Origin of the sequence: Erwinia endophytica, assembly GCF_009295515.1 — a bacterium.
Taxonomy (GTDB): Bacteria; Pseudomonadota; Gammaproteobacteria; order Enterobacterales; family Enterobacteriaceae; genus Erwinia; species Erwinia endophytica.
In genome coordinates this window covers 75,818-97,499 of sequence record NZ_RQVV01000023.1, presented here as the reverse complement: position 1 = coordinate 97,499, position 21,682 = coordinate 75,818, and the positions used below count along the sequence as shown (strand labels likewise).

The following is a 21,682-nucleotide window of genomic DNA, read 5'->3' as shown; positions in this document are numbered from 1 at the left end:
ATCCCCGATTATTGATGTTTTAACAGCGACGCGGCGTCGTGTTCTGCCAGGACGGTGCCTTGCCAGTGTGCTTTTCCCCAGGACGGCGCGTCCCGGGTAACCCACTTCATCTGATGAATTTCGCTAATGGCCCTGGCCCAACTGCTGGCCAGTGAATCCAGGATGGCTTCACCTTGCTCTGGGGTGGCCGGCAGTGGATCGCCAATCACGCCGCTTGGACCAAAGTCATACGCTACCCAGGCGGCCATTGGACGCGTGCTGGAGAGTGTTGGACAAGGGAAGGCTGGCGGATAGTTGCATACCGCCTTGTGCATCTGCACGGTTTCTGGTGCCAGGGCCATGATCAGCGCGGTTTCTGCATGACCGGCATGCATGGCCATCTGGCGCTCTTGCTCAGCCATAAAACGGTCGGCGCAGTTGGGTACCTTAAAAATATCCTGCATGATGAGGATGAAATCGCCATGCCGCAGTCGCAGCTCGCGCATTGCCATTTGTAGCGGTTGGGGCTGGCCTCCGTGACCATTGACCATCAGGAGTTTACGAAACCCCGCGCGATACACCGACTCGCCCAGTTCGATAATGGTTTGCTGCAGGATGTCGCCGGTGAGGGTTAATGTTCCTGGGAAATGCAGGTGTTCGTCCGACTTGCCATAAGTGATGGGGGGAATGGCGAACGCCGCTACCTCGTCAGGCAGACGCGCCAGAGCGTGGCCGACCACGCCCGCCGCAATAATGCTATCTACCGCACAGGGCAAATGGGGGCCATGTTGCTCAATCGCGCCGGTGGGCAATACGATAACGGTATTTTCTTTGTCTGGCAGTTCGGCAATATCCGTCCAGCTCAGGAAGGGTAAAAAGCGCGCTGGCGGCAGGTAACCATTTAACATGTTTGCTCCTCAATACCCTGGGTTATTTCGGCAACCAGGCGGTCGCTTCGACTTCAATTAACACGTCGGGGCTGGGCAACATTTCGCTGACCTGCACCACGGTGGAGACGGGCGGCGTGTCGGGAAAAAATAATTTGCGAACCCGGCTGTAATAGGGGAAATGGTCAAGGTTGCGGAAATACTGCACCAGTTTGAACACATCGCTCATTTGCCCTCCCGCGTTCTCGATGGTGGTACGGATGCTCTCCAGCACATACCAGCTCTGGGCCAGAATCGGCCCTTCTTTACTGTCGGTAGAAAATTCGCCACTGCGGCCAAGCTGTTGCTGCGCCGCCGGAGGAATGTCGTCGTAGCCACGCACAATCAGCCCCAGTTGGGGATTGACCGGAATAATGCCGGAGAGAAATATATAGTCGCCTGCGCGTCGCCACGCGGCGTATTTGGCCAGCGGTTTTCCCGCGCCGTCATCAAGCGCCATAACAGTTTTCTCCTGGCGTCAGTGAATGGACTATGCCGTTAACCAGTCGGTAACGTGTGGGGTGGCGTAGCGGCCAACTGACCGTGTCCGCCTGTGGAAAAATCAGTAGATCCTGGGTCAGGACAGGTGAACCTGGCTGCAACGCGGCACGTTGGCAAATTAAGGCGGAGGCATGATCGAAAGACGAGGTCAGTTGCGCGCTGACAATTCCGCAGAATAGCGTATCGAGTGGGTCATAGCTGCCGACAGGGCAAAACGCGTCCTGGACATTATCACACCCCAACAGTAACGGAATACCGCGCGCTTGTGCTTCCTTGATCAATGTCAGTCCCCGCTGACGCGGGGTTCGGCCAACGATGGCGTCCTGCAACAATAAATTGGTCAACGGTAAAGCGATAAGCGTCACATGATGGTGAGACAGGATGTCGAGTATCTCTGCCGCATCGGGTTGCAGGCTTAGCGCACAGCCATGGCTGCAGGTGATATGGCCGTTAAATCCCTGCTGTTGTAAATACGTTGCCAGCCAGCGCAGGCCCGGTGCATTCTCGCTTAGCTCTTCATCAATATGCAGATCGATATCCAACTGCCAACGCGTTGCCGCCGCCATCAGGTTGTTCATTGCTGTCGCCTGCCAGTTGCTGCTATGTATGAAGCCGCCTAACAATGCCCCCTTGCCGCTTTCCGCCACCTGACGCGCAATATTTTCAGCATCCTCTGCACGGGCGAACAACGGTAGCGGCACCAGTGCCACGCGTTCAATGTCACACAATGGATGCGTGAGCTGGCTGATCACCTGCCAGGCTGGCGGTGCCTCGGGTGAGTACCAGTCAATATGGCTGCGGAGCAACCCCACCCCGGCTGCCACCGCCCATTGCAAGGCACGCCTGGCACGGGCGGCGATATCCGGTGCACTCCAGTTTGCCCGATCCTTCTGCATCGCTTCGATAGCGGCCAGTAAACCGGGACGTTGCGCCGGACTGCGCTGCACCGTGAACGTTTTATCCAGATGTACATGTGGTTCCACCAGTGGCGGTAACACCAGCGCGCCCGCCAGATCCTGATATAACGCCTGATGCGCTGGATTATCAGGGAAAATATCGACGCCCTCTGGGGTGAAATTCAGCGTGGCGAGTCGCGGTTCACCGCCCTGTTGTGGCCAGTTGCTGGGCAGCAGCCAGCGGGGTAAACGCGCTCCGCGTACGCCTCGTAATCTGTTCACAGGTCGAGCACTAACAGCGGTGAGCGGGAACGGGAACAACAGAGTACGATGCAGTCATTGGCCGCCTTTTGCCTGGCGCTCAGTACCTCGTCGCGGTGGTCGGGTTCCCCGGACAGCACACCGGTCACGCAGGCGCCGCAGATGCCTTGCTCGCAGGAGAGATCAATTGCCACGCCTTCGCGTTCCAGCACCTCGGCAATACTTTCGTTAGCGCTGACCTGATAACGTGTGCCGCAGTTGGCGAGTTCAATTTCAAATGCGCTGTCAGCATCTACGAGGGGGGCGGCTGTAGCATTGAAATGCTCACAATAGAATTGTTCGGCTTGCCAGCCGTATTGCCGCGACCGGTCTTGCAAATACTGGATAAAGCCCTGCGGTCCACAACAGACGAGGGCACTATCCTCCGGGTACAACAGATCATCGGGGGTATCCCGGCGCAGAGAATCACCTTCATCGCTGAAATGCATGATCACGTTATTACGTAATGCGTCGCTGGCCAGTCGGTCGGCAAAGGGCAGGTCAGCACGGGTCTTGAGATAGAGATGCAACCTGAAGTTCGCGTCGCGCGCCGCCAGCGCCTCCGCCATCACCAGCAAGGGGGTGATGCCGATGCCTGCCGCGAAAAGTAAGGTCCGGGATGTTTCAGGGAGCGGAAAGTGATTTCGTGGCGCGGAGATGGTTAGCGAGTCTCCCTGTTGCAGGCCATGATGCAGCCAGTGCGAACCACCGGTAGAAGCGGCATCCAGACGTACGCAAATCTCATAATGTTGCGGTTCAGTGCTTGCGGAACACAGTGAGTATTGCCGTTTACCCTGCTGCGGGATGACCACATCAATATGCGCTCCCGGCGTGAAAACGGGTAAGACACCGCTATCTGACCGTGCCAGGGTTAATAACACATTGCCTGTACCGTTGGGCTGCTTTGCGATGACGGTGACAGTGAACAACTCAGCCTGCTTCATAAGTTAACCTGCATGCTACCTGACGCCTGGTCGATAAATTATTGCCGGAGCCATTGTTTTTATCATTGCAGCAATTATTATTTTCCCGTTGTGTAAGCGTCCATCTGTTTAATTCGCATGAAGCGTTGCAAAAAAGAGAGCACCCTTATGTTCGCGTTTTCTCGTTTCTTGATCTATTTCACTGTCGTGGCGCAACAAGGCTCGCTGCGCAAAGCTTCAGAGGTTTTACACGTCTCTGCTTCATCAGTTGATCGACAGATTCTGCGGGTGGAAGAACAACTGGGTATGCCGCTATTTGAGCGCTATCCATCAGGACTCCGTATGACGGCGGCAGGGGAAATATTGCTGAATGCGGCGAAAAACTGGCAAAAAGAGTTCTCACGTGTTTGTACGCAACTGGATGACTTGCGCGGTTTGCGTCACGGCCATGTGCACATTGCCACTATTGATGCGATTAACCGTAATTTTTTCACCTCCCTCTTACAGAATATCCGGCAGGAATATCCCGGTATCTCTTTCACCCTTACCACCATGAGCAATATTCATATCGCCAGTGCGTTGATTTCCGGCGATGTTGATTTTGGCATTATGCTCAATCCCCATAGTTCGCGAGAGTTGCTGGTAAAATCGTTTGCCGATCTGCGGCTGGGGATTGTGGTGAATAGCGAACATCCGCTGGCTAATATGACCAGCATACGTTTCAGTCAATGTGAATCCTGGCCATTCATTATTCCATCGGCCCCCCTGATGCTGGCAGAGCCGCTGGAGGCATTGATTAATGCCTCGAGAATTGTGCTTAATGAGGCCGCGCGGACCAATAATATTCATATGCTGCGCTCGCTGGTGCGCGACAATGTCGGTATCAGTATCATGTGTTGGCTGGATATTGTTGACGAGCACCGCCGTGGTGAGCTGCAATTTATTCCTTTGATTGATCCCCTGCTTAAACCATTTACCTTGTCATTATGTGTGGCGCCGCAGCGACAGTTGTCCATTGCCGCGTCGATGATGCAGCGAGAGCTTGAAACCTTCTTTGCTTTGTTGCAAAACGAAGAAATGCATGTCGCCAACAAGGTGTCATCGTCGCAGTCATCGCATTATTGAACCCGGAGGGAGCCGTCATCTGACGTCCACTGGGCTGGTGGGTATACCTTTTGCGATGATGCCAGTCAGACTGAGAGGGTTATCTGCGTGTCACCACGGATAATAGAGCAAGGCCATGTCGCGATGCAGGGAAGCGGCATCGCCGTACAGGTCGATGCCGCAGAGAGACGCGCTTTATCATTGAATCCGTTGAGCCAGGACGCTTGCCGCTGATATTAATGGCATGGCGTCCTGTCCGGCGCGGTTACGATGCCAGTGACAACTGCGGTTTCCTGGCGTGCTGAGACAGCCATTCACCCACACGGGCACGTTGTGCTTCATTCAGCCACATGCCTTCTTTGGTCCGACGCCACAAGGCATCGTCCGACTCACGCACCCATTCGTGCTCAACCAGGTAACGTAGCTCGGCTTCATAGAAATGGTGGCCGAACAGTTCACCCAGGTCTTCCAGACTTTTCGCCTCTTTTAGCAACAGTTCAGTGTTGCTGCCGTAAGTGCGGGCATAGTGACGGGCCAGCGCTTCGTTGAGGAACGGATAGCGACGGCGCAGGCTGGCGGCGTAATCCTCGCGGCTGCCAGCAATATTTCCCCCAGGCAGGACACCGTTTTTTGTCCAGGCCGGACCCGCGTGGGGGTAGTACTTCGCCAGTTTTTCCAGCGCATGTTCCGCCAGCTTGCGGTAGGTGGTCAGTTTGCCGCCGAACACTGACAACAACGGCGCCTGACCGTTGTCGTCATGCACATCCAGGGTGTAATCGCGGGTGATCGCCTGCGGCGAATCAGACTCATCATCGCACAACGGACGCACACCGGAATAAGTCCAGACAATGTCTTCTTTGCTCAGTGTCTTTTTAAAATGGTTGTTGTACACATTAAGCAAATATTCTGTCTCTTTATCGTCGATATGGACGTTTTTCGGATCGCCATGATACTCAACATCGGTGGTGCCGATGATCGAGAACTCATCCATCCATGGGATAACAAACACGATACGGTTATCTTCGTTTTGCAGGATATAGGCTTGCTTCTGCGTGTGTACGCGCGGTACCACGATATGGCTGCCTTTGATCAGCCGAATGCCGTAAGGTGATTTCAGCTGTAACCCTTCATCAAAGAACTGCTTAACCCACGGGCCAGCGGCGTTGACCAGGCCTTTAGCCTGCCAGGTATAGGTTTTACCGCTATCGATATCTTCCGCTTCAACCGTCCACAAGCCATTCTCACGCCATGCGCGAGTCACTTTAGTTCGGGTACGCACTTCGCCGCCGTGTTTTTCTACTTCCTGAGCATTGAGTACCACCAGACGGGCATCGTCCACCCAACAATCAGAGTATTCGAAACCGCGCACGATCTCCGGTTTTAACACTGAATCTGAGCCAAAACGCAAACCTGTACTGGCTGGCAGGCTGGTACGCTTGCCAAGATGATCGTACATAAACAGACCAATACGGATCATCCACGCCGGACGCAGATGAGGGCGATGTGGCAGGCGGAAACGCATGGGGAAAGCGATATGCGGGGCCATTTTCAGGAGCACTTCACGTTCGGCCAGCGCTTCGCTGACCAGACGGAATTCGTAATGCTCCAGATAGCGCAGGCCGCCATGGATCAATTTAGAACTGGCGGAAGAGGTCGCGCACGCCAAATCTTGCGCTTCCAGCATCAGCACTGACAGGCCGCGTCCTGCAGCATCAGCTGCGATACCGGCGCCGTTGATACCGCCGCCGATTACGATCAAGTCTTTGGTTTCCACGTCATCTCCTCCGATGTTCGGAATAGTTCTTTAATGTTCGTTTTCGAGCATTATGATAATCGTAAACCAACATTGATGCCAGCGTTAACCGAATAAAAACATTTATGCGTGATATAGCTAACATAATTGCGTAAAGAAAACGCTGTTAAGCCTCTGACCGATTGGGTTATGGTCAGCAACGTATCGCGCTACAATAGGCTTTATTTGCCCCTATTTGACGAGAATCCCCCATGGATCAATTTGAGTGCATCAGTGTGCAGCAGGCCCAGCAATATTTGTCCGACGGTCAGGCGTTGCTGGTTGATATCCGTGATCCGCAAAGCTATGTCGTTGCTCATGCCTGCGGTGCGTTTCACCTCACCAATACCTCACTGAGCGCTTTTGTCGCACAGGCGGATCTCACCGCGCCAGTGTTGGTGATGTGTTATCACGGGATCAGCAGCAAAAGCGCAGCGCAGTATCTGCTGACCCAGGGGTTCACGCAGGTTTACAGCGTTGATGGGGGATTTGAAGCATGGCGCGCGCAATACCCGCAACTGGTCGAGTCTGGCGTACAGTAACTTTGTGGTTAAATGGCGCGGTATGCTGTGATGTCCGCCATACACCAGGCGACAGGAGCGTTGGTTTGTTCCGTCATCCGAATCACTTACCTGAGTAAGTTTGTCGGGATTTCTTCACTTGCTGTCTTCCTGCCACTGGAATTATTTAGGGGATAGCGTTTTATTAACAGGGACTTTCGCAAGCGATGATGCGCATTACTGAGTTCTCCAATCCCCGTATGGCGCAGGCCTTTGTCGATTACATGGCGGCCCAGGGGATTTTGCTGCGGATTGAACGTGAAAACCGCTACACAGTGTGGCTGGATGATGATTCGAAAGTGAATCAGGTCGAAAACGAGCTGGGCCAGTTCATCCGCGAGCCAAACCATCCCCGCTATCAGGCGGCCAGTTGGCATTCCGGTACCACCGATAGCGGTATCCATTACCAGAGTACCTCGCTGATTACGCATATCCGCGAGCGCGCCGGCCCCCTGACACTGGCAGTGATGGCCGCCTGTGTGGTGGTCTTTATCCTGATGCAACTCCTTGGTTACCAGACGGTGATGGGCTGGCTGACCTGGCCGAATGCCGATCAGCATGACCAGTTATGGCGTTGGTTCAGCCACGCCTTGCTGCATTTTTCCCTGTTGCACATTGTTTTCAACCTGCTGTGGTGGTGGTACCTCGGTGGGGCAATTGAAAAACGTCTTGGTAGCGGTAAGCTAGTGGTCATTATGCTGATATCCGCGCTGTTGAGCGGCTGGATGCAGGCTAAGTACAGCGGTGTGATGTTCGGCGGCCTGTCCGGGACGGTCTATGCGTTGATGGGGTATGCCTGGTTGCGTGGCGAGCGCGACCCGCAAAGTGGTATTCACCTGGAGCGCGGGATGATGGCTTTCGCTATCATCTGGTTGGGGGTGGGGTATATGGGCTGGTTTGGCCTCTCTATTGCCAACGCGGCGCATGTTACTGGTCTACTGGTCGGGTTGGCGATGGCTTTTGTCGATACCCGGAAGAAAAAAACATCCTAAGCAATTTGCAGGGAAGCGCAAACAGGAGAGCTCTGTGAAGCAGACGCAACGTCATGACGCGATTATCGATTTGGTGCGTCGTCAGGGGTATGTCAGTACTGAAGAACTGGTGGAGCATTTTTCCGTCAGTCCACAAACTATCCGCCGGGACTTAAATGATCTGGCGGAACAGAACAAGATCCAGCGCCATCACGGTGGTGCGGCGCTACCGTCCAGTTCAGAGAACACCGCGTGGCAGGATCGAAAAATGATGTGGTCGACGGAAAAAGCCCGTATCGCCCAACGTGTGGCCCGCGAAATCCCGGACGGCGCTTCGTTATTTATTGATATCGGCACCACGCCGGAAGCGGTGGCTCATGCCTTGCTGAATCACAATAACCTGCGGATAGTGACCAATAATCTCAATGTGGCGATGCTGATGATGTCGAAGCCTGATTTCAGCCTGATTATCGCTGGTGGTGAGGTACGAACCCGTGACGGCGGCATTATCGGTGAGGCGACGCTTGACTACATTTCTCAGTTTCGCCTCGATTATGGCATTCTTGGCATCAGCGGCATTGATATGGACGGCTCGTTGCTGGATTTTGATTATCATGAAGTTCGCACTAAGCGTGCGATTATTGAGAACTCGCGTTGCGTGATGCTGGTGGCCGACCACTCGAAATTTGGCCGTAATGCGATGGTCAATCTGGGCAACATGAGCCTGATCGACCATTTATTTACCGATGAAATGCCGCCGGCAAGCGTGTTGAAAACCATCGAGCAACATGATGTACGTCTGGAATTGTGCTGATTTAGGGGCTGCTCGTCGGCTCCTGGTAATAAATGATAACCATTCGGTCTGGACTATAAACTGCCTGCTACACCTTTGTTGAGCATTCAGGTCATCCTGATGAAGCTCAGTGAACATGTCAGAATTTTTGCGACCCATGCATCAGATTAAGGATCTTAACCGACAGGATAATGCGGGGATGCTATCGGGGGAAGTAAGCGAACACCACGCCAGGGCAGGGAAACCCCACTCCAGGCGTGGCATTTATCACACTCAGTAGAAAGAGTGTTCACCGCGTTGATGCTCGGTCAGATCACGCACGCCTTTCAGTTCAGGGAAGGCGGCCAACAGTTCTTTTTCGATACCTTCTTTCAGGGTGACATCGACCATCGAACAGCCATTACAGCCACCGCCAAATTGCAGGATAGCGAAGCCGTCATCCGTGATTTCCATCAGCGAAACTTTACCACCGTGGCTGGCCAGTTGTGGGTTAATCTGCGCCTGCAACTGATACTCCACGCGTTCAATCAATGGCGCGTCATCACTGACCTTACGCATTTTGGCGTTCGGCGCTTTTAGCGTCAGTTGCGAACCAAGATTATCGGTAACGAAATCAATCTCGGCGTCTTCCAGGTAAGGCGCGCTCAGTTCGTCGACAAAAGCCGACAGCTTTTCGAACTTCAGTTCGGTGTCGGTGGCTTCTACCGCATCGGGTGGACAGTAGGAAACGCCGCATTCCGCGGTTGGCGTTCCTGGATTAATGACGAATACGCGAATCTGAGTGCCATCTTCCTGTTTTGACAGTAATTTTGAAAAATGCTCTTGTGCAGCATCAGTAATTCGGATCATGACGATTGCTCAATAGTTGACTAATTTAGTTGGTTATAATACGCCCATCTCCGATGCTCTACAAGGTTCGGCACAGGCTCCATACCTGCACGCTGGCCGCGCCTGCGGCCAGCAAAATGCGGCTGATTTCTCCCACGGTGCTGCCTGTGGTTATCACATCGTCTACCAATGCGATATGTAGCCCCTTCACCGCACGTTCAACCCTGAAAGCGCCACGCAGGTTTCTTTTTCGCGCACTGGCCCGCAATTGATGCTGAATGCGGGTCTGGCGCTGGCGTTTTACGCCAGCGGCGGCATAAGGGCACCCCGTCCAGTGCGCCAGATGGCGGGTGATATCATCCATCTGATTGTAGCCGCGTTGCCAGGCTCGTTTGCGGTGCAGCGGCACACAGAGCAGCAGATCAGGCTTATCCAGCAGCCCCTGACGTCGTGCTGTTAACCAACTTAGCAGAATCAGCCGCGCAAGCATCATCGAGAGTGCTGTCGCGCCAAAAAACTTCAGTTGTTTGACCCATTCGCGTAGCGGAGGTTGCCAGTCAGTAACAAAAATCATTCGTTGCCAGAATGGAGGGTGCAGCAGGCAGCGGCCACATTCCGTGTGGGTATGCAGGGACGGTAAGCCGCAGCGTGGGCAGCACGGTGTGGCGACAGAAAGTTGCCGCAGGCACAGACTGCAAATACCCTGCGCGGGCAGGGCAAGTGGCATCCGGCATAGCCAACAGACGGTGGGCATTGATAGCATAGCGGCCTCCATGGCAAAAACGGGATATTAAAGGATGACTCAGCTTTACTGGCAGACAATAGGTAGTGGAGATTGCGATCTTGTGATGTTGCACGGTTGGGGATTGAACGCGGAGGTCTGGAGCAGCATTATTGATCGACTTAGCCCGCATTTTCGTCTGCATCTGGTTGACCTGCCCGGCTATGGACGCAGTCAGGGATTCCCGGCCATGAACGTGGAGGCCATGGCGACGACACTGTTGCCTCAGGCGCCGGCGAACGCGGTGTGGCTGGGCTGGTCGCTGGGAGGGCTGGTCGCCAGCCAGATGGCCCTGCGATACCCGGAAAGGGTCAGTGGACTGGTCAGCGTGGCGTCGTCTCCTTGCTTTACCGCCACCGAGGGGTGGCCGGGGATTAAGCCAGAAACGCTGAAGGGGTTTCAGCATCAGTTAAGCGAAGATTTCCAGCGTACCGTGGAACGTTTTTTGGCGCTGCAAACGCTGGGAACCGATACGGCCCGTCAGGATACCCGGCTGCTGAAAAACGTGGTGCTGTCGCTGCCTGTCCCGTCGGTTGAGGTATTAGACGGTGGTCTGGAAATTCTGCGCACCGTCGATTTGCGTGAAGCGATGAAGACATTGCCGGTACCTTTACTGCGAATTTACGGTGCGCTGGATGGTTTGGTGCCGCGTAAAGTTGTACCACGACTGGATTCTTTATGGCCAGCCAGCGAATCAGTGATTATCGAAAAAGCCGCTCATGCCCCGTTTATTTCTCACCCGGATGTATTTTGCCAACAACTTGTTGATTTCGGTCTGAAATTCACCAGATAAATTTTCGTTTAAAACTGGCGAATTGCTGGTAACGGGTAATAATTATTTGCGGTAAGCCGACGCTTATCTTTTTATTATCGAGTTGTCCTGGAACCCGGGCACGGTATCCGCCTACTTCTGGCCGCAGGATCTGTTTAAAAACGCTTCGCGTTTTTTCCTGCACCATGAATGATGTGGGGTGTCTTTACTTCCTGGCGAACTCATCAGGTAAGACTTATTTCTGAAAATAAAATAAACCCGGAGTGTTTTTGATGAAAATTTTTCAAACTGTCGCAATGAGTCTTCTGCTCGGAACCGTGTCATTTGGTGCGCTGGCGGCGAAAGAAGTTACTAAAGAAGAAGTGAAAACCCTGAAGCTGGAAAAAATAGGCACGGTGCGCACTACGGCTGAAACCACTTCACCCATGGATGCAAAACGTGAACTGTCTAAGCTGGCTGATGAAAAAGGCGGTCAGTACTACCTGGTGATCGCGGGTCGTGAACACGGCAAGTTTAGCGCCATTGCGGATGTATATAAGTAATCTGTTTTAGCAGGCAGGGGTAACTCTGCCTGTTGGCTAGCTGAAAAACAAGCTGTACAACTTTTTTTGACTTATTGCTGTTAAGGCGACAAAACCAGATCAGTGTCGGAGTGGTGCCTGGTCGTGTTCGGTGATGTCAGTTGAGATCATGTTACGAAATCGCAACCTGGCATGATGAATACAGCAGCAGATTATTGCCGGGAATAGAATAATGTCATACCTGACAGGACCCAGATTGCTTTTCAACGTCTAAAAACCACGATCAGAAACAGGATGAAACTATGCAGGAAAATCCTTTTTCCTGTGAGATTAATTCCCGCGAATCAGCCGTCTTTAGTGACAGCCCGCGTTTTTAGCACAACCCGCACAGCGTTTCGGCATCGTTGTCATCACTTGCAGCCGCTCTGGCGGTAACGTGATGTTTTTTAGCACCAGCCACAGCAGGCCGTTGAAGGCTATTACCAGGGTTAGTGTGATCGCGCTGGACAGCGGACTTTTAGTGAAAGTAGCCAACTGATAGAAGATTGTTGCCAGCGAATAAGCCAGACTACTTCCCCAGAAGATGGAGAACAACATCCAGCGACGGCTACTTTCGCGGGCGATAGCGCCCATTACCGAGACGCAAGGGACATACAGCAGCACGAAGATCAGGTAGCTGTAGGCTGCGGCATCGGTGGCGAATTTACTGTGCATCATCCCCATGGAACCGCTGGCCATATCACCATCGCCTTTACTGGCGTCGATAGGGTGGAACAACACGCTGAGGCTGAAGGTGTTTTTCAGCTCTTGCCAGGTTTCCTGGATTGCGTCTCCCAGTTCCGTCAACAGATTAAAACTTTCCGCATCAAACGTTTCCTGATGCAGCGCTTCTGCGGTGTAGAGCGTGTTCAGGGTACCGACAACCACCTCTTTCGCCATGGCTCCGGTCACCAGCCCGACGGTCGCCTGCCAGTTATCATCATCGACACCCATTGGGTTGAGCAGAGGGGTCAGATAACGACTGACGGTAGCCAGTGCAGAATCATTAATACTGGAAACCGGCTGACCACTAAAAGAGAAACTGTTCAACGCGCCAATCAGCACGCTGACCGCCACAATCACTTTACCCGCACGGACAACAAAGCTTTTCAGCCGTTGCCAGGTTTGCAGCAGCAGGCTTTTTACGTGCGGTACATGCCAGGTCGGTAGTTCCATCACAAACGGGGCCGCTTCGCCGCGTAGCAGCGTATGTCGGAGGATCAATCCGGTGAGAATGGCTGCAGTGATACCGAGCAGATACAGGCTAAAGACGATGATGGCGCCGTTTTTGCCAAAGAAAGCCGCCGAAAATACCGCGAAAATCGCCAGTCGTGCGCCACAGGACATAAATGGCGCCATCAGCACGGTTAGCAGCCTTTCACGTGGTGCGTCCAGTGTTCTGGCCCCCATCACTGCAGGAACGTTACAGCCAAAACCGACAATCAGCGGCACAAAGGATTTTCCTGGCAGTCCGATCGCCTGCATCAGCCTGTCAACCACAAACGCGGCCCGCGCCATGTAACCGGAGTCTTCCATCACCGACAGGAACAGGTACATCAGACCAATTTGCGGTACCAGCGGCATCACGGTATTGATACCGCCTCCGATGCCCTGAGCAAGGAACAGCGTGAGACTCAGCGGAAAATGCAGGGTCGCGCCCAGCCATTGCGTACCATCAATGAAAATGGCCGCTGAACTTTTTTCGAACAGTGGTTGTAATGCGCCGCCCAGGTTAATGGCGAGGAAGAACATCAGGTACATTACCGCCAGGAATAATGGGATCCCCAGCCAGCGGTTCAATACCAGCGCGTCGAGCCTGGCGGAAAGACGGTGCGGTGTGGCTTCCTGCATGGTGGTGGTGGTGCTGCAAAGTGTTTCAATTGTCTGATAGCGCGCCTGCGCAATTTCCAGAGGATTTTCCTCCACGCCCGGAAGGTCAGGCAGCAGGGCTTCGGCTGCGCCACATTGTGCGCGACAGTAAATATCCCCCTCCAGCGTTTGCAGCGCCAGCCAGCGTCGGCGAAGCGCTGTAAGCGGCTCCGGCATTGCGGCGGCCAGTGTCGCCACGTTGGTTTCCACGGCTTGTGGCCAGGTGATGGCAAAATGGCTGGTGGTACGGGGATGATGGTCGATGGCAGCTTTCAGTTCAGTCAGGCCGGTTCCCCGATTAGACACCATCGGGATGACCGGACAGCCGAGTTTTTCGGTCAGCGCCGCGACGTCGATATGGATATGCTGGCTGTGAGCGATATCCAGCATATTCAACGCAATGATGCAGGGGATGCCCAGTTCCTGAAGTTGCAGGGTCAGATAGAGGTTGCGCTCCAGGTTGCTGGCGTCGACCACGTTAATGATCAGGTCCGCTTCGCCGCTCAGGATATAGTGACAGGCGATCTGTTCGTCCAGAGAGGTTTGTTCAGAGATGGTGGTCAGTGAGTAAGTGCCGGGCAGGTCAATCAGCCGAACAGCGTAGTTTTCAGTGCTAAAGCTGCCTTCTTTGCGTTCAACCGTCACGCCAGCCCAGTTGCCGACATGTTGCCGGGCACCGGTCAACTGGTTAAAGAGCGTCGTTTTGCCGGAGTTGGGGTTACCAATGAGTCCGATAGTGGATGTATTCATCATTACGCTCGTTTCATTCAGGAATGGCTAATTGCAGGAAAGAGAGATCTTTTTTGCGCAGCATCAGGTTGAAGCGGTGAGTTTCAATTTGGATGGGATCGCCCAGTGGCGCGATGCGTTTGACCTTAAAGATGGCGCCAGGCAGCAGACCTAAAGACAGCAGCTTTTGTCGAAAGGCCGCGCTGACCTCGGGGGAGTAACGAAGGATTTGATAATCTTGCCCTGATATATATTGCATAAATACCCCTATTCTTTCTGGTGCGGTTTTGAACCGTTATTATTGATCAGGGGAATTATAATGAGAATAGTTCTCGCTCTTATTGACACAGGACAGGTTTAATTTGTTCAAATGAAGGGAGTGGATCAAGTGATCCACTCATTGGGCAGATTAATTCAGCGTTTTTTACTCAATGCCGCGGCCAGGGCATCGCCCATTGCGCTGTTACCAGCAGGTTGTGCAGTTGATCGTGGACGCGGTTTACTGTGGGCAGGGCGCGTGTTATCGCGGCCACTGCCGCCAGAATTACTGCGGCGGGCATGGGTTTCGCCAGGTTGCTCATCAAGACGCATCGTCAGGGCGATACGCTTACGTTGCAGATCAACCTCCATCACCTTCACTTTGACGATATCACCCGTTTTGACCACCTTGTGCGGGTCGTCGACGAATTTATCTGAAAGCGAAGAGATATGTACCAGGCCATCCTGATGTACGCCGATATCGACGAAAGCGCCGAAGTTGGTTACGTTTGTCACCGCGCCTTCCAGTACCATGCCGGGGACCAGGTCGTTCATGGTCTCGATACCCTCGGCAAATTGCGCGGTTTTAAACTCAGGGCGCGGGTCGCGACCTGGTTTCTCTAACTCTTTGATGATATCGCTGACAGTCGGTACGCCAAAGCGCTCATCGGTAAAGTCCACCGCGCGCAGGTTGCGCAGTTTGGTGGGATCCCCCATCAGCTCATCAATCGCCTGTTGGGTCGCGACCAGAATACGCTGCACCACCGGATAGGCTTCCGGGTGCACGGTTGAGGCATCCAGTGGGTTATCGCCGTGGTTAATACGCAAGAAACCGGCACACTGCTCGAAGGCTTTTGCTCCCAGACGGCTGACTTTCAGTAACTGTTGGCGATTCTGGAAACGACCGTTCTCGTCGCGCCAACTGACAATATTCTGCGCCATCATTTTGGTCAGGCCAGCTACGCGGGTGAGCAATGGTACAGAGGCGGTGTTCAGATCAACTCCGACGTTGTTCACGCAGTCTTCGACCACTGCATCCAGTTTTTTCGCCAGTTGGCTCTGACTGACGTCATGCTGATACTGGCCGACACCAATAGATTTAGGATCGATTTTCACCAGTTCGGCAAGCGGATCCTGCAAACGACGCGCGATGGAGACCGCGCCGCGCAGCGAAACGTCGAGGTCCGGGAACTCCAGCGCGGCCAGTTCAGACGCGGAATACACGGATGCACCGGCTTCACTGACAATAACCTTCTGCGCTTTCACCTGTGGGAACTGTTGCTGAACATCAAGGAAGAAGCGTTCAGTCTCACGTGAGGCGGTGCCGTTACCAATCGCCACCAGTTCTACCTGATGTCGGGTACAGAGTGCGGCCACCGCGGCAGCGGCTTTAGCTGTCTGACCCGTGTGCGGATAAATGGTATCGGTGGCGACCAGTTTGCCGGTGGCGTCCACCACTGCAACTTTCACGCCGGTACGCAAGCCTGGATCAAGGCCCATCGTGGCGCGCATGCCCGCCGGCGCGGCCATTAACAGGTCGTGCAGATTACGGGCGAATACATTGATTGCCTCGTCTTCCGCCCGCTCGCGTAGGGTACCCATTAATTCTGTTTCGAGGTGCAGCAGCACCTTGATGCGCCAGGTCCAGCTGACCACCGCCCGGCGCCAGCTGTCTGCTGGCGCGTTGTTCAGACGCAGGCCGAGATGCTCGATAATAATCTGTTCGCCGTAGCTTTCCCGCGGAGGTTCGTCAAACTGCGGGTCGGCATTGAGCGACAGTTGCAGTACGCCTTCGTTGCGGCCGCGGAACATCGCCAGCGCCCGGTGAGAGGGAACGGTAGCGAGCGCTTCGTGATGAGCGAAGTAATCGCGGAACTTTGCGCCTTCTTCTTCCTTGCCTTCCAGCACGCGGGCAACCAGGTGGGCGTTTTTCCACAGGTATTCACGGACTTTAGCCAGTAAGGCGGCATCTTCGGCAAAGCGTTCCATCAGGATATAGCGCGCGCCATCAAGGGCGGCTTTGGTGTCGGCTACGCCTTTTTCGGCATCGACAAAGGTCGCGGCCAGATGTTCCGGCTCATGCGATGGATCCTGCCACAATGTGTCAGCCAGCGGTTCGAGGCCCGCTTCAATCGCAATCTGACCACGGGTGCGACGCTTCGGTTTATACGGCAGGTAGAGGTCTTCAAGCTCGGTTTTGCTTAGGGTACTGCAGATGGCGTTGGCCAGCTCGTCGCTCAGCTTGCCCTGCTCTTCGATTGATTTGAGAATTGACTGACGGCGTGTTTCCAGCTCCCTGAGATAGCCCAGGCGAGTTTCCAGTTGTCGTAACTGGGTATCATCCAGCCCGCCGGTCATTTCCTTACGATAACGTGCGATAAACGGCACGGTATTCCCTTCATCCAGCAGACGAACAGCAGCATCAACCTGTTCTGCTCGCGCCTGGAGCTCACTTGCAATTATGCGGCTCAGCGAATCTTTCATTATTGGTTACTTGGTAGCTAAAGAACAGCGGACAGTTATACGGCTTGCGCGCGACAATTGCCAGCGAAGGGGCAGGCAGAGGCCGACTATCCGCGTGATTAAGATTATTTAACGTAGTCGATCGCATTGACGTACCAGATGGCCTCTCCGACAGGCGTATGGACGGTAACTACATCGCCGACTTCCTTTTTCAGCAACGCACGCGCCATGGGGGAGTCGATTGAGATATAGTCTTTGCGGCCAAAAATTTCATCATAGCCGACAAGACGAAAGCGTTTAATTTCGCCGGCGTCGTTTTCCACCTCGACCCAGGCGCCGAAGAATACCTTGCCGTCCTGCTGTGGCGAGTAATCGACAATGCGCAGTTGTTCGAGACATTTGCTGAGATAACGTACGCGGCGGTCAATTTCGCGCAGGCGCTTTTTGTTGTACTGATAGTCGGCGTTTTCGCTGCGATCACCCAGGCTGGCCGCCCAGGTCACCTTTCGGGTCACTTCTGGCCGGTCGGTTCGCCAGAGAAAGTCCAGCTCATCCTTCAGCTTCTGGTACCCTTCACGGGTGATTAGTTTGGTTTTCATCGTCTGCCCATTTCTTTTCTCTGTCACGCCAGCGTTATTTTGTGGTGTGTTGTGTGGCGATGCAAATTCTGTCGGTCTGTTTTATCGTTGTCGTTACTGTTTGTTTGTCATAACTATTCGCCGCGAATATTAACCTGCAATGTTGTGCGTCAGTGCAGTTTTTTTGTGCAAGATTAAAGATAAGCTGCTGTTTAATATGCTTTGTAACAATTTCGGCTACAATATAAACCATTATTGACTGTTACATTCAGGCATCTTTTTTAAAATATTGGCTCAGGCAATAGCGCCTTGGGGAGTATCGAAATGCAAGAAAACTACAAAATTCTGGTCGTAGATGATGACATGCGTTTACGTGCGCTGCTGGAGCGTTATCTGACCGAGCAGGGTTTCCAGGTGCGCAGTGTGGCGAATGCTGAGCAGATGGATCGTCTGCTGACCCGTGAATCTTTCCACCTGATGGTGTTGGATTTGATGTTGCCAGGTGAAGATGGTCTGTCGATTTGTCGCCGTCTGCGCAGTCAGAGCAACCCAATGCCGATAATCATGGTGACAGCGAAAGGGGAAGAGGTGGACCGTATCGTCGGACTGGAAATTGGCGCCGATGACTACATTCCAAAACCTTTTAATCCGCGTGAGCTGCTGGCCCGTATCCGCGCGGTGCTACGCCGTCAGGCTAATGAGCTGCCAGGTGCGCCTTCTCAGGAAGAAGCTGTGATTGCCTTCGGTAAGTTCAAGCTGAATCTCGGTACGCGTGAAATGTTCCGTGAAGATGAGCCGATGCCGCTGACCAGCGGTGAGTTTGCGGTGTTGAAAGCGCTGGTCAGCCACCCGCGTGAACCGTTGTCCCGTGACAAGCTGATGAACCTGGCCCGTGGTCGTGAGTACAGTGCGATGGAGCGTTCTATCGACGTGCAGATTTCACGCCTGCGCCGTATGGTAGAAGAAGATCCGGCTCATCCGCGTTACATCCAGACCGTCTGGGGACTGGGGTATGTGTTTGTACCGGACGGCAGTAAAGCATGAGGCGATTCCGCTTCTCTCCCCGTAGTTCGTTTGCCCGCACGTTGTTGTTGATCGTTACCCTGCTGTTCGTCAGCCTGGTAACGACCTATCTGGTGGTACTGAACTTCGCTATTCTGCCCAGCCTGCAACAATTCAATAAAGTGCTGGCGTACGAAGTGCGGATGCTGATGACGGATCGGCTGCAACTGGAAGATGGCACACAACTTGAGGTGCCACCGGCATTTCGCCGCGAGATTTATCGCGAGTTGGGCATTTCGTTATATACCAATGCGGCAGCGGAAGAGAGCGGATTACGTTGGGCACAGCACTACGAATTCCTCAGTCAGCAGATGGCGCAACAATTGGGTGGCCCAACCGATGTTCGCGTCGAGGTTAACAAAAATTCCCCCGTGGTCTGGCTGAAAACCTGGCTCTCGCCGGACATCTGGGTGCGCGTGCCGTTGACCGAAATTCATCAGGGCGATTTCTCTCCGTTGTTCCGTTACACGCTGGCAATTATGCTGCTGGCGATAGGGGGCGCCTGGCTGTTTATCCGCATACAAAATCGTCCGTTGGTGGAGCTGGAGCATGCGGCATTGCAGGTTGGGAAAGGTATCATTCCACCCCCATTGCGGGAGTATGGTGCTTCGGAGGTGCGATCGGTTACCCGGGCGTTCAATCAGATGGCCGCCGGGGTTGAGCAACTTGCCGATGACCGTACGCTGCTGATGGCCGGGGTCAGTCATGATTTGCGCACCCCCTTAACGCGTATTCGTCTGGCGACCGAAATGATGGCGCAGGAAGATGGCTATCTTGCCGAGTCGATCAATAAGGATATTGAAGAGTGCAACGCCATCATTGAACAGTTTATTGACTATTTACGCACGGGTCAGGAGATTCAGACCGAAAGGGCGGATCTCAACAGCGTGTTGGGTGAAGTCGTGGCCGCGGAAAGCGGCTATGAGCGTGAAATTGAAAATGCGGTGATGCCGACAGAACTGATGCTGGATATTAACCCGTTGTCGATCAAGCGTGCCGCGGCCAATATGGTGGTTAACGCCGCCCGCTATGGTAATGGCTGGATCAAAGTCAGCAGTGGTAGTGAGTTGCAGCGGGCCTGGTTCCAGGTGGAAGATGACGGTCCGGGGATCGCTCCTGAACAACTGAAGCATCTGTTTCAGCCGTTTGTACGCGGTGACAGCGCCCGGAGTACCAGCGGCACCGGTCTGGGATTGGCTATCGTACAACGTATTATTGACGCCCATCAGGGGACGCTTGAGATTGGCGACAGTGAGCGGGGAGGATTACGCATCCGTGCTTACCTGCCGTTGCCCGCTATGGCAACGCAGTCAGCGACGACCACGAACAGCTGACCCTCTCCTGCCGCAATCAATCATTATCGCAACTGTGGCCCGGCTGGAATTAATGCTTCTCCGGCCGGTGTATCCGTGTATTGGTCGAAGTTAGCGATAAAGCGTTCCGCCAGCTCACGGGCTTTGTTGTGCCATGCGTCGGTGTCGACCCAGCTATTGCGCGGGTCCAGTATGTGACTGTCCACGCCCGGTAGGGCAGTTGGCATCGCCAGGTTGAAAATGGGCAGGATCACCGTTTCCGCGCTGGCAATATCGTCATTGAGAATGGCGTTAATAATGGCTCTGGTATCCTTGAGCGAAATACGTTTACCGCTGCCGTTCCAACCGGTGTTGACCAGATATGCCTCCGCACCTGCGTTTTTCATCCTCTTCACTAATACTTCAGCATACTGTGTTGGGTGCAGCAGCAGAAAAGCCGCGCCAAAACACGCTGAGAAGGTGGGGACGGGTTGGGTTACACCACGCTCAGTGCCTGCCAGCTTGGCAGTAAAACCGGAGAGGAAGTGATACTGTGTCTGCTCTGGCGTCAGGCGCGATACGGGGGGAAGTACGCCAAAGGCATCGGCCGTCAGGAAAATAACTTTACGCGCATGGCCCGCCTTCGACACTGGTTTTACAATATTGTCGATATGATCGATAGGATAGGAAACGCGGGTATTCTCGGTTTTGCTGTCGTCAGCGAAATCAACTGAGCCATCGGCGCGTACCACCACATTTTCCAGCAGCGCATTGCGGCGGATAGCGTGAAAAATCTCCGGTTCTGCCTGCGGTGAAAGATTAATGGTTTTGGCGTAACAGCCGCCTTCAAAGTTAAACACCCCGTCGTCATCCCAGCCATGTTCGTCATCGCCAATCAGCTTACGTTGTGGATCGGTTGAAAGCGTGGTTTTGCCCGTTCCAGACAGGCCGAAGAACACCGCCACATCGCCAGCCGGCCCAACGTTAGCCGAGCAGTGCATTGCAGCAATGCCTTTCAGCGGCAGCAGGTAATTCATTACGGCGAACAGACCTTTTTTCATCTCACCGCCATACCAGGTTCCGCCAATCAATTGGATGCGCTCAGTCAGGTTGAAGGCGATAAAGTTTTCGGAATGCAGTCTCTGCCGCTGCCAGTTGGGGTTGGTGCATTTCGCCCCGTTCATTACCACAAAATCGGGTTCGAATTCGGCCAGCGCGGCGGCGTCCGGGCGAATAAACATGTTCTTAACGAAATGGGCCTGCCAGGCGACTTCGGTGATAAAACGCACACTAAGACGGGTGTCCGGATTGGCGCCGCACCAGGCATCGACCACGAACAGACGCTTGTGGGACAATTGCTGTGCGACCAGAGATTTCAGTTCCTGCCAGGTCTCCTGGGCCAGCGGCTGATTATCATTTTTCCCTTTACCCTGGTCGTTCCACCACAGCGTATCGCGTGTTGTCTCATCGCGAACGATATATTTATCCCTGGGGGATCGCCCGGTAAAAATACCGGTATCAACGGCGACAGCCCCTGACTGGGTTTCGGTCCCGCGTTCATAGCCGGTCAGGTCAGGGCGGGTTTCTTCCTGATAAAGGGTGGAAAAATCGGGATTGTGAATAATCCCGAGGGTATCGGCAATGCCATAAGCGACGAGGTCCTGCGGGGTCAGGTGATGCATGTTACTGCTCCTTTGTTGTCTCTGTTCTGGCATTGAGTTTAATCGGATCGTGTTTGCTCAACC

Annotated in this window: 20 protein-coding genes; 8 read left to right on the top strand and 12 right to left on the bottom strand. The window is 53.9% G+C overall.

Annotation, left to right across the window (positions count from 1 at the left end; all coding sequences use genetic code 11):
- Positions 1-8: 8 nt before the first annotated feature.
- The 4 genes from EH228_RS07670 to EH228_RS07655 are packed head-to-tail and all read right to left on the bottom strand — an operon-like array spanning position 9 to position 3,546.
- Positions 9-887 (bottom strand): creatininase family protein, encoded by an 879-nt coding sequence (locus EH228_RS07670; RefSeq protein ID WP_152321079.1) that lies wholly within the window; start codon positions 885-887, stop codon positions 9-11.
- 22 nt (positions 888-909) lie between these two features.
- Positions 910-1,365 carry a RidA family protein gene (locus EH228_RS07665; protein ID WP_152321078.1) on the bottom strand — a complete coding sequence of 152 codons (456 nt, stop codon included), beginning with the start codon at positions 1,363-1,365 and terminating at the stop codon, positions 910-912.
- Complete coding sequence (locus EH228_RS07660; RefSeq protein ID WP_152321077.1) at positions 1,355-2,584, bottom strand: amidohydrolase family protein; 1,230 nt, start codon at positions 2,582-2,584, stop codon at positions 1,355-1,357. The genes EH228_RS07665 and EH228_RS07660 overlap by 11 nt, the downstream gene beginning before the upstream one ends.
- A complete protein-coding gene (locus tag EH228_RS07655; RefSeq protein WP_152321076.1) occupies positions 2,581-3,546 on the bottom strand; it encodes a PDR/VanB family oxidoreductase in 966 nt (321 codons plus the stop codon). Before EH228_RS07655 ends, EH228_RS07660 begins: the two co-directional genes overlap by 4 nt.
- A gap of 147 nt (positions 3,547-3,693) precedes the next feature.
- Between EH228_RS07655 and EH228_RS07650 the strand changes: the two genes are divergently transcribed.
- Complete coding sequence (locus tag EH228_RS07650) at positions 3,694-4,650, top strand: LysR family transcriptional regulator (RefSeq protein WP_152321075.1); 957 nt, start codon at positions 3,694-3,696, stop codon at positions 4,648-4,650.
- 244 nt (positions 4,651-4,894) lie between these two features.
- Here the strand turns inward: EH228_RS07650 and glpD are convergent, their stop codons facing one another.
- On the bottom strand, positions 4,895-6,403 hold the full coding sequence (gene glpD, locus EH228_RS07645) for a glycerol-3-phosphate dehydrogenase (RefSeq protein WP_152321074.1): 1,509 nt from the start codon (positions 6,401-6,403) through the stop codon (positions 4,895-4,897).
- Positions 6,404-6,633: 230 nt separating this feature from the next.
- Between glpD and glpE the strand changes: the two genes are divergently transcribed.
- The 3 genes from glpE to EH228_RS07630 all read left to right on the top strand — a co-directional run bounded on the left by glpE (position 6,634) and on the right by EH228_RS07630 (position 8,766).
- Positions 6,634-6,963 carry a thiosulfate sulfurtransferase GlpE gene (gene glpE, locus EH228_RS07640; RefSeq protein ID WP_152321073.1) on the top strand — a complete coding sequence of 110 codons (330 nt, stop codon included), beginning with the start codon at positions 6,634-6,636 and terminating at the stop codon, positions 6,961-6,963.
- A gap of 188 nt (positions 6,964-7,151) precedes the next feature.
- Positions 7,152-7,973, top strand: a complete 822-nt coding sequence (gene glpG, locus EH228_RS07635) for a rhomboid family intramembrane serine protease GlpG (protein ID WP_152321147.1) — start codon at positions 7,152-7,154, stop codon at positions 7,971-7,973.
- 34 nt (positions 7,974-8,007) lie between these two features.
- A complete protein-coding gene (locus EH228_RS07630) occupies positions 8,008-8,766 on the top strand; it encodes a DeoR/GlpR family transcriptional regulator (protein ID WP_152321072.1) in 759 nt (252 codons plus the stop codon).
- Between the two features lie 252 nt (positions 8,767-9,018).
- Here the strand turns inward: EH228_RS07630 and nfuA are convergent, their stop codons facing one another.
- Together nfuA and gntX are read right to left on the bottom strand one after the other, a co-directional pair.
- Positions 9,019-9,594, bottom strand: a complete 576-nt coding sequence (gene nfuA, locus EH228_RS07625; protein ID WP_152321071.1) for a Fe-S biogenesis protein NfuA — start codon at positions 9,592-9,594, stop codon at positions 9,019-9,021.
- Between the two features lie 58 nt (positions 9,595-9,652).
- Positions 9,653-10,336 carry a DNA utilization protein GntX gene (gene gntX, locus EH228_RS07620; protein WP_152321070.1) on the bottom strand — a complete coding sequence of 228 codons (684 nt, stop codon included), beginning with the start codon at positions 10,334-10,336 and terminating at the stop codon, positions 9,653-9,655.
- A gap of 34 nt (positions 10,337-10,370) precedes the next feature.
- Between gntX and bioH the strand changes: the two genes are divergently transcribed.
- Together bioH and EH228_RS07610 are read left to right on the top strand one after the other, a co-directional pair.
- Complete coding sequence (gene bioH, locus EH228_RS07615; RefSeq protein WP_152321069.1) at positions 10,371-11,147, top strand: pimeloyl-ACP methyl ester esterase BioH; 777 nt, start codon at positions 10,371-10,373, stop codon at positions 11,145-11,147.
- A gap of 251 nt (positions 11,148-11,398) precedes the next feature.
- Complete coding sequence (locus EH228_RS07610; RefSeq protein WP_152321068.1) at positions 11,399-11,668, top strand: YdgH/BhsA/McbA-like domain containing protein; 270 nt, start codon at positions 11,399-11,401, stop codon at positions 11,666-11,668.
- Between the two features lie 333 nt (positions 11,669-12,001).
- Here the strand turns inward: EH228_RS07610 and feoB are convergent, their stop codons facing one another.
- The 4 genes from feoB to greB all read right to left on the bottom strand — a co-directional run bounded on the left by feoB (position 12,002) and on the right by greB (position 17,604).
- The gene (gene feoB / locus EH228_RS07605; RefSeq protein ID WP_152321146.1) at positions 12,002-14,305 is read right to left on the bottom strand and encodes a Fe(2+) transporter permease subunit FeoB; all 2,304 of its coding nucleotides are present in this window, start codon (positions 14,303-14,305) and stop codon (positions 12,002-12,004) included.
- A 13-nt stretch (positions 14,306-14,318) separates the two neighbouring features.
- Positions 14,319-14,543, bottom strand: a complete 225-nt coding sequence (gene feoA, locus EH228_RS07600) for a ferrous iron transporter A (protein ID WP_152321067.1) — start codon at positions 14,541-14,543, stop codon at positions 14,319-14,321.
- A 155-nt stretch (positions 14,544-14,698) separates the two neighbouring features.
- Positions 14,699-17,029 (bottom strand): Tex family protein, encoded by a 2,331-nt coding sequence (locus tag EH228_RS07595; protein ID WP_152321066.1) that lies wholly within the window; start codon positions 17,027-17,029, stop codon positions 14,699-14,701.
- A gap of 101 nt (positions 17,030-17,130) precedes the next feature.
- Positions 17,131-17,604 carry a transcription elongation factor GreB gene (greB, locus tag EH228_RS07590; protein ID WP_152321065.1) on the bottom strand — a complete coding sequence of 158 codons (474 nt, stop codon included), beginning with the start codon at positions 17,602-17,604 and terminating at the stop codon, positions 17,131-17,133.
- 303 nt (positions 17,605-17,907) lie between these two features.
- Between greB and ompR the strand changes: the two genes are divergently transcribed.
- Together ompR and envZ are read left to right on the top strand one after the other, a co-directional pair.
- Positions 17,908-18,627, top strand: a complete 720-nt coding sequence (gene ompR, locus EH228_RS07585; RefSeq protein WP_001157751.1) for an osmolarity response regulator transcription factor OmpR — start codon at positions 17,908-17,910, stop codon at positions 18,625-18,627.
- A complete protein-coding gene (gene envZ, locus EH228_RS07580; RefSeq protein WP_152321064.1) occupies positions 18,624-19,979 on the top strand; it encodes a two-component system sensor histidine kinase EnvZ in 1,356 nt (451 codons plus the stop codon). The genes ompR and envZ overlap by 4 nt, the downstream gene beginning before the upstream one ends.
- A gap of 23 nt (positions 19,980-20,002) precedes the next feature.
- On the opposite strand, the gene pckA is transcribed toward envZ, so the two are convergent.
- The gene (pckA, locus tag EH228_RS07575) at positions 20,003-21,619 is read right to left on the bottom strand and encodes a phosphoenolpyruvate carboxykinase (ATP) (protein WP_152321063.1); all 1,617 of its coding nucleotides are present in this window, start codon (positions 21,617-21,619) and stop codon (positions 20,003-20,005) included.
- Between the last annotated feature and the right edge of the window lie 63 nt (positions 21,620-21,682).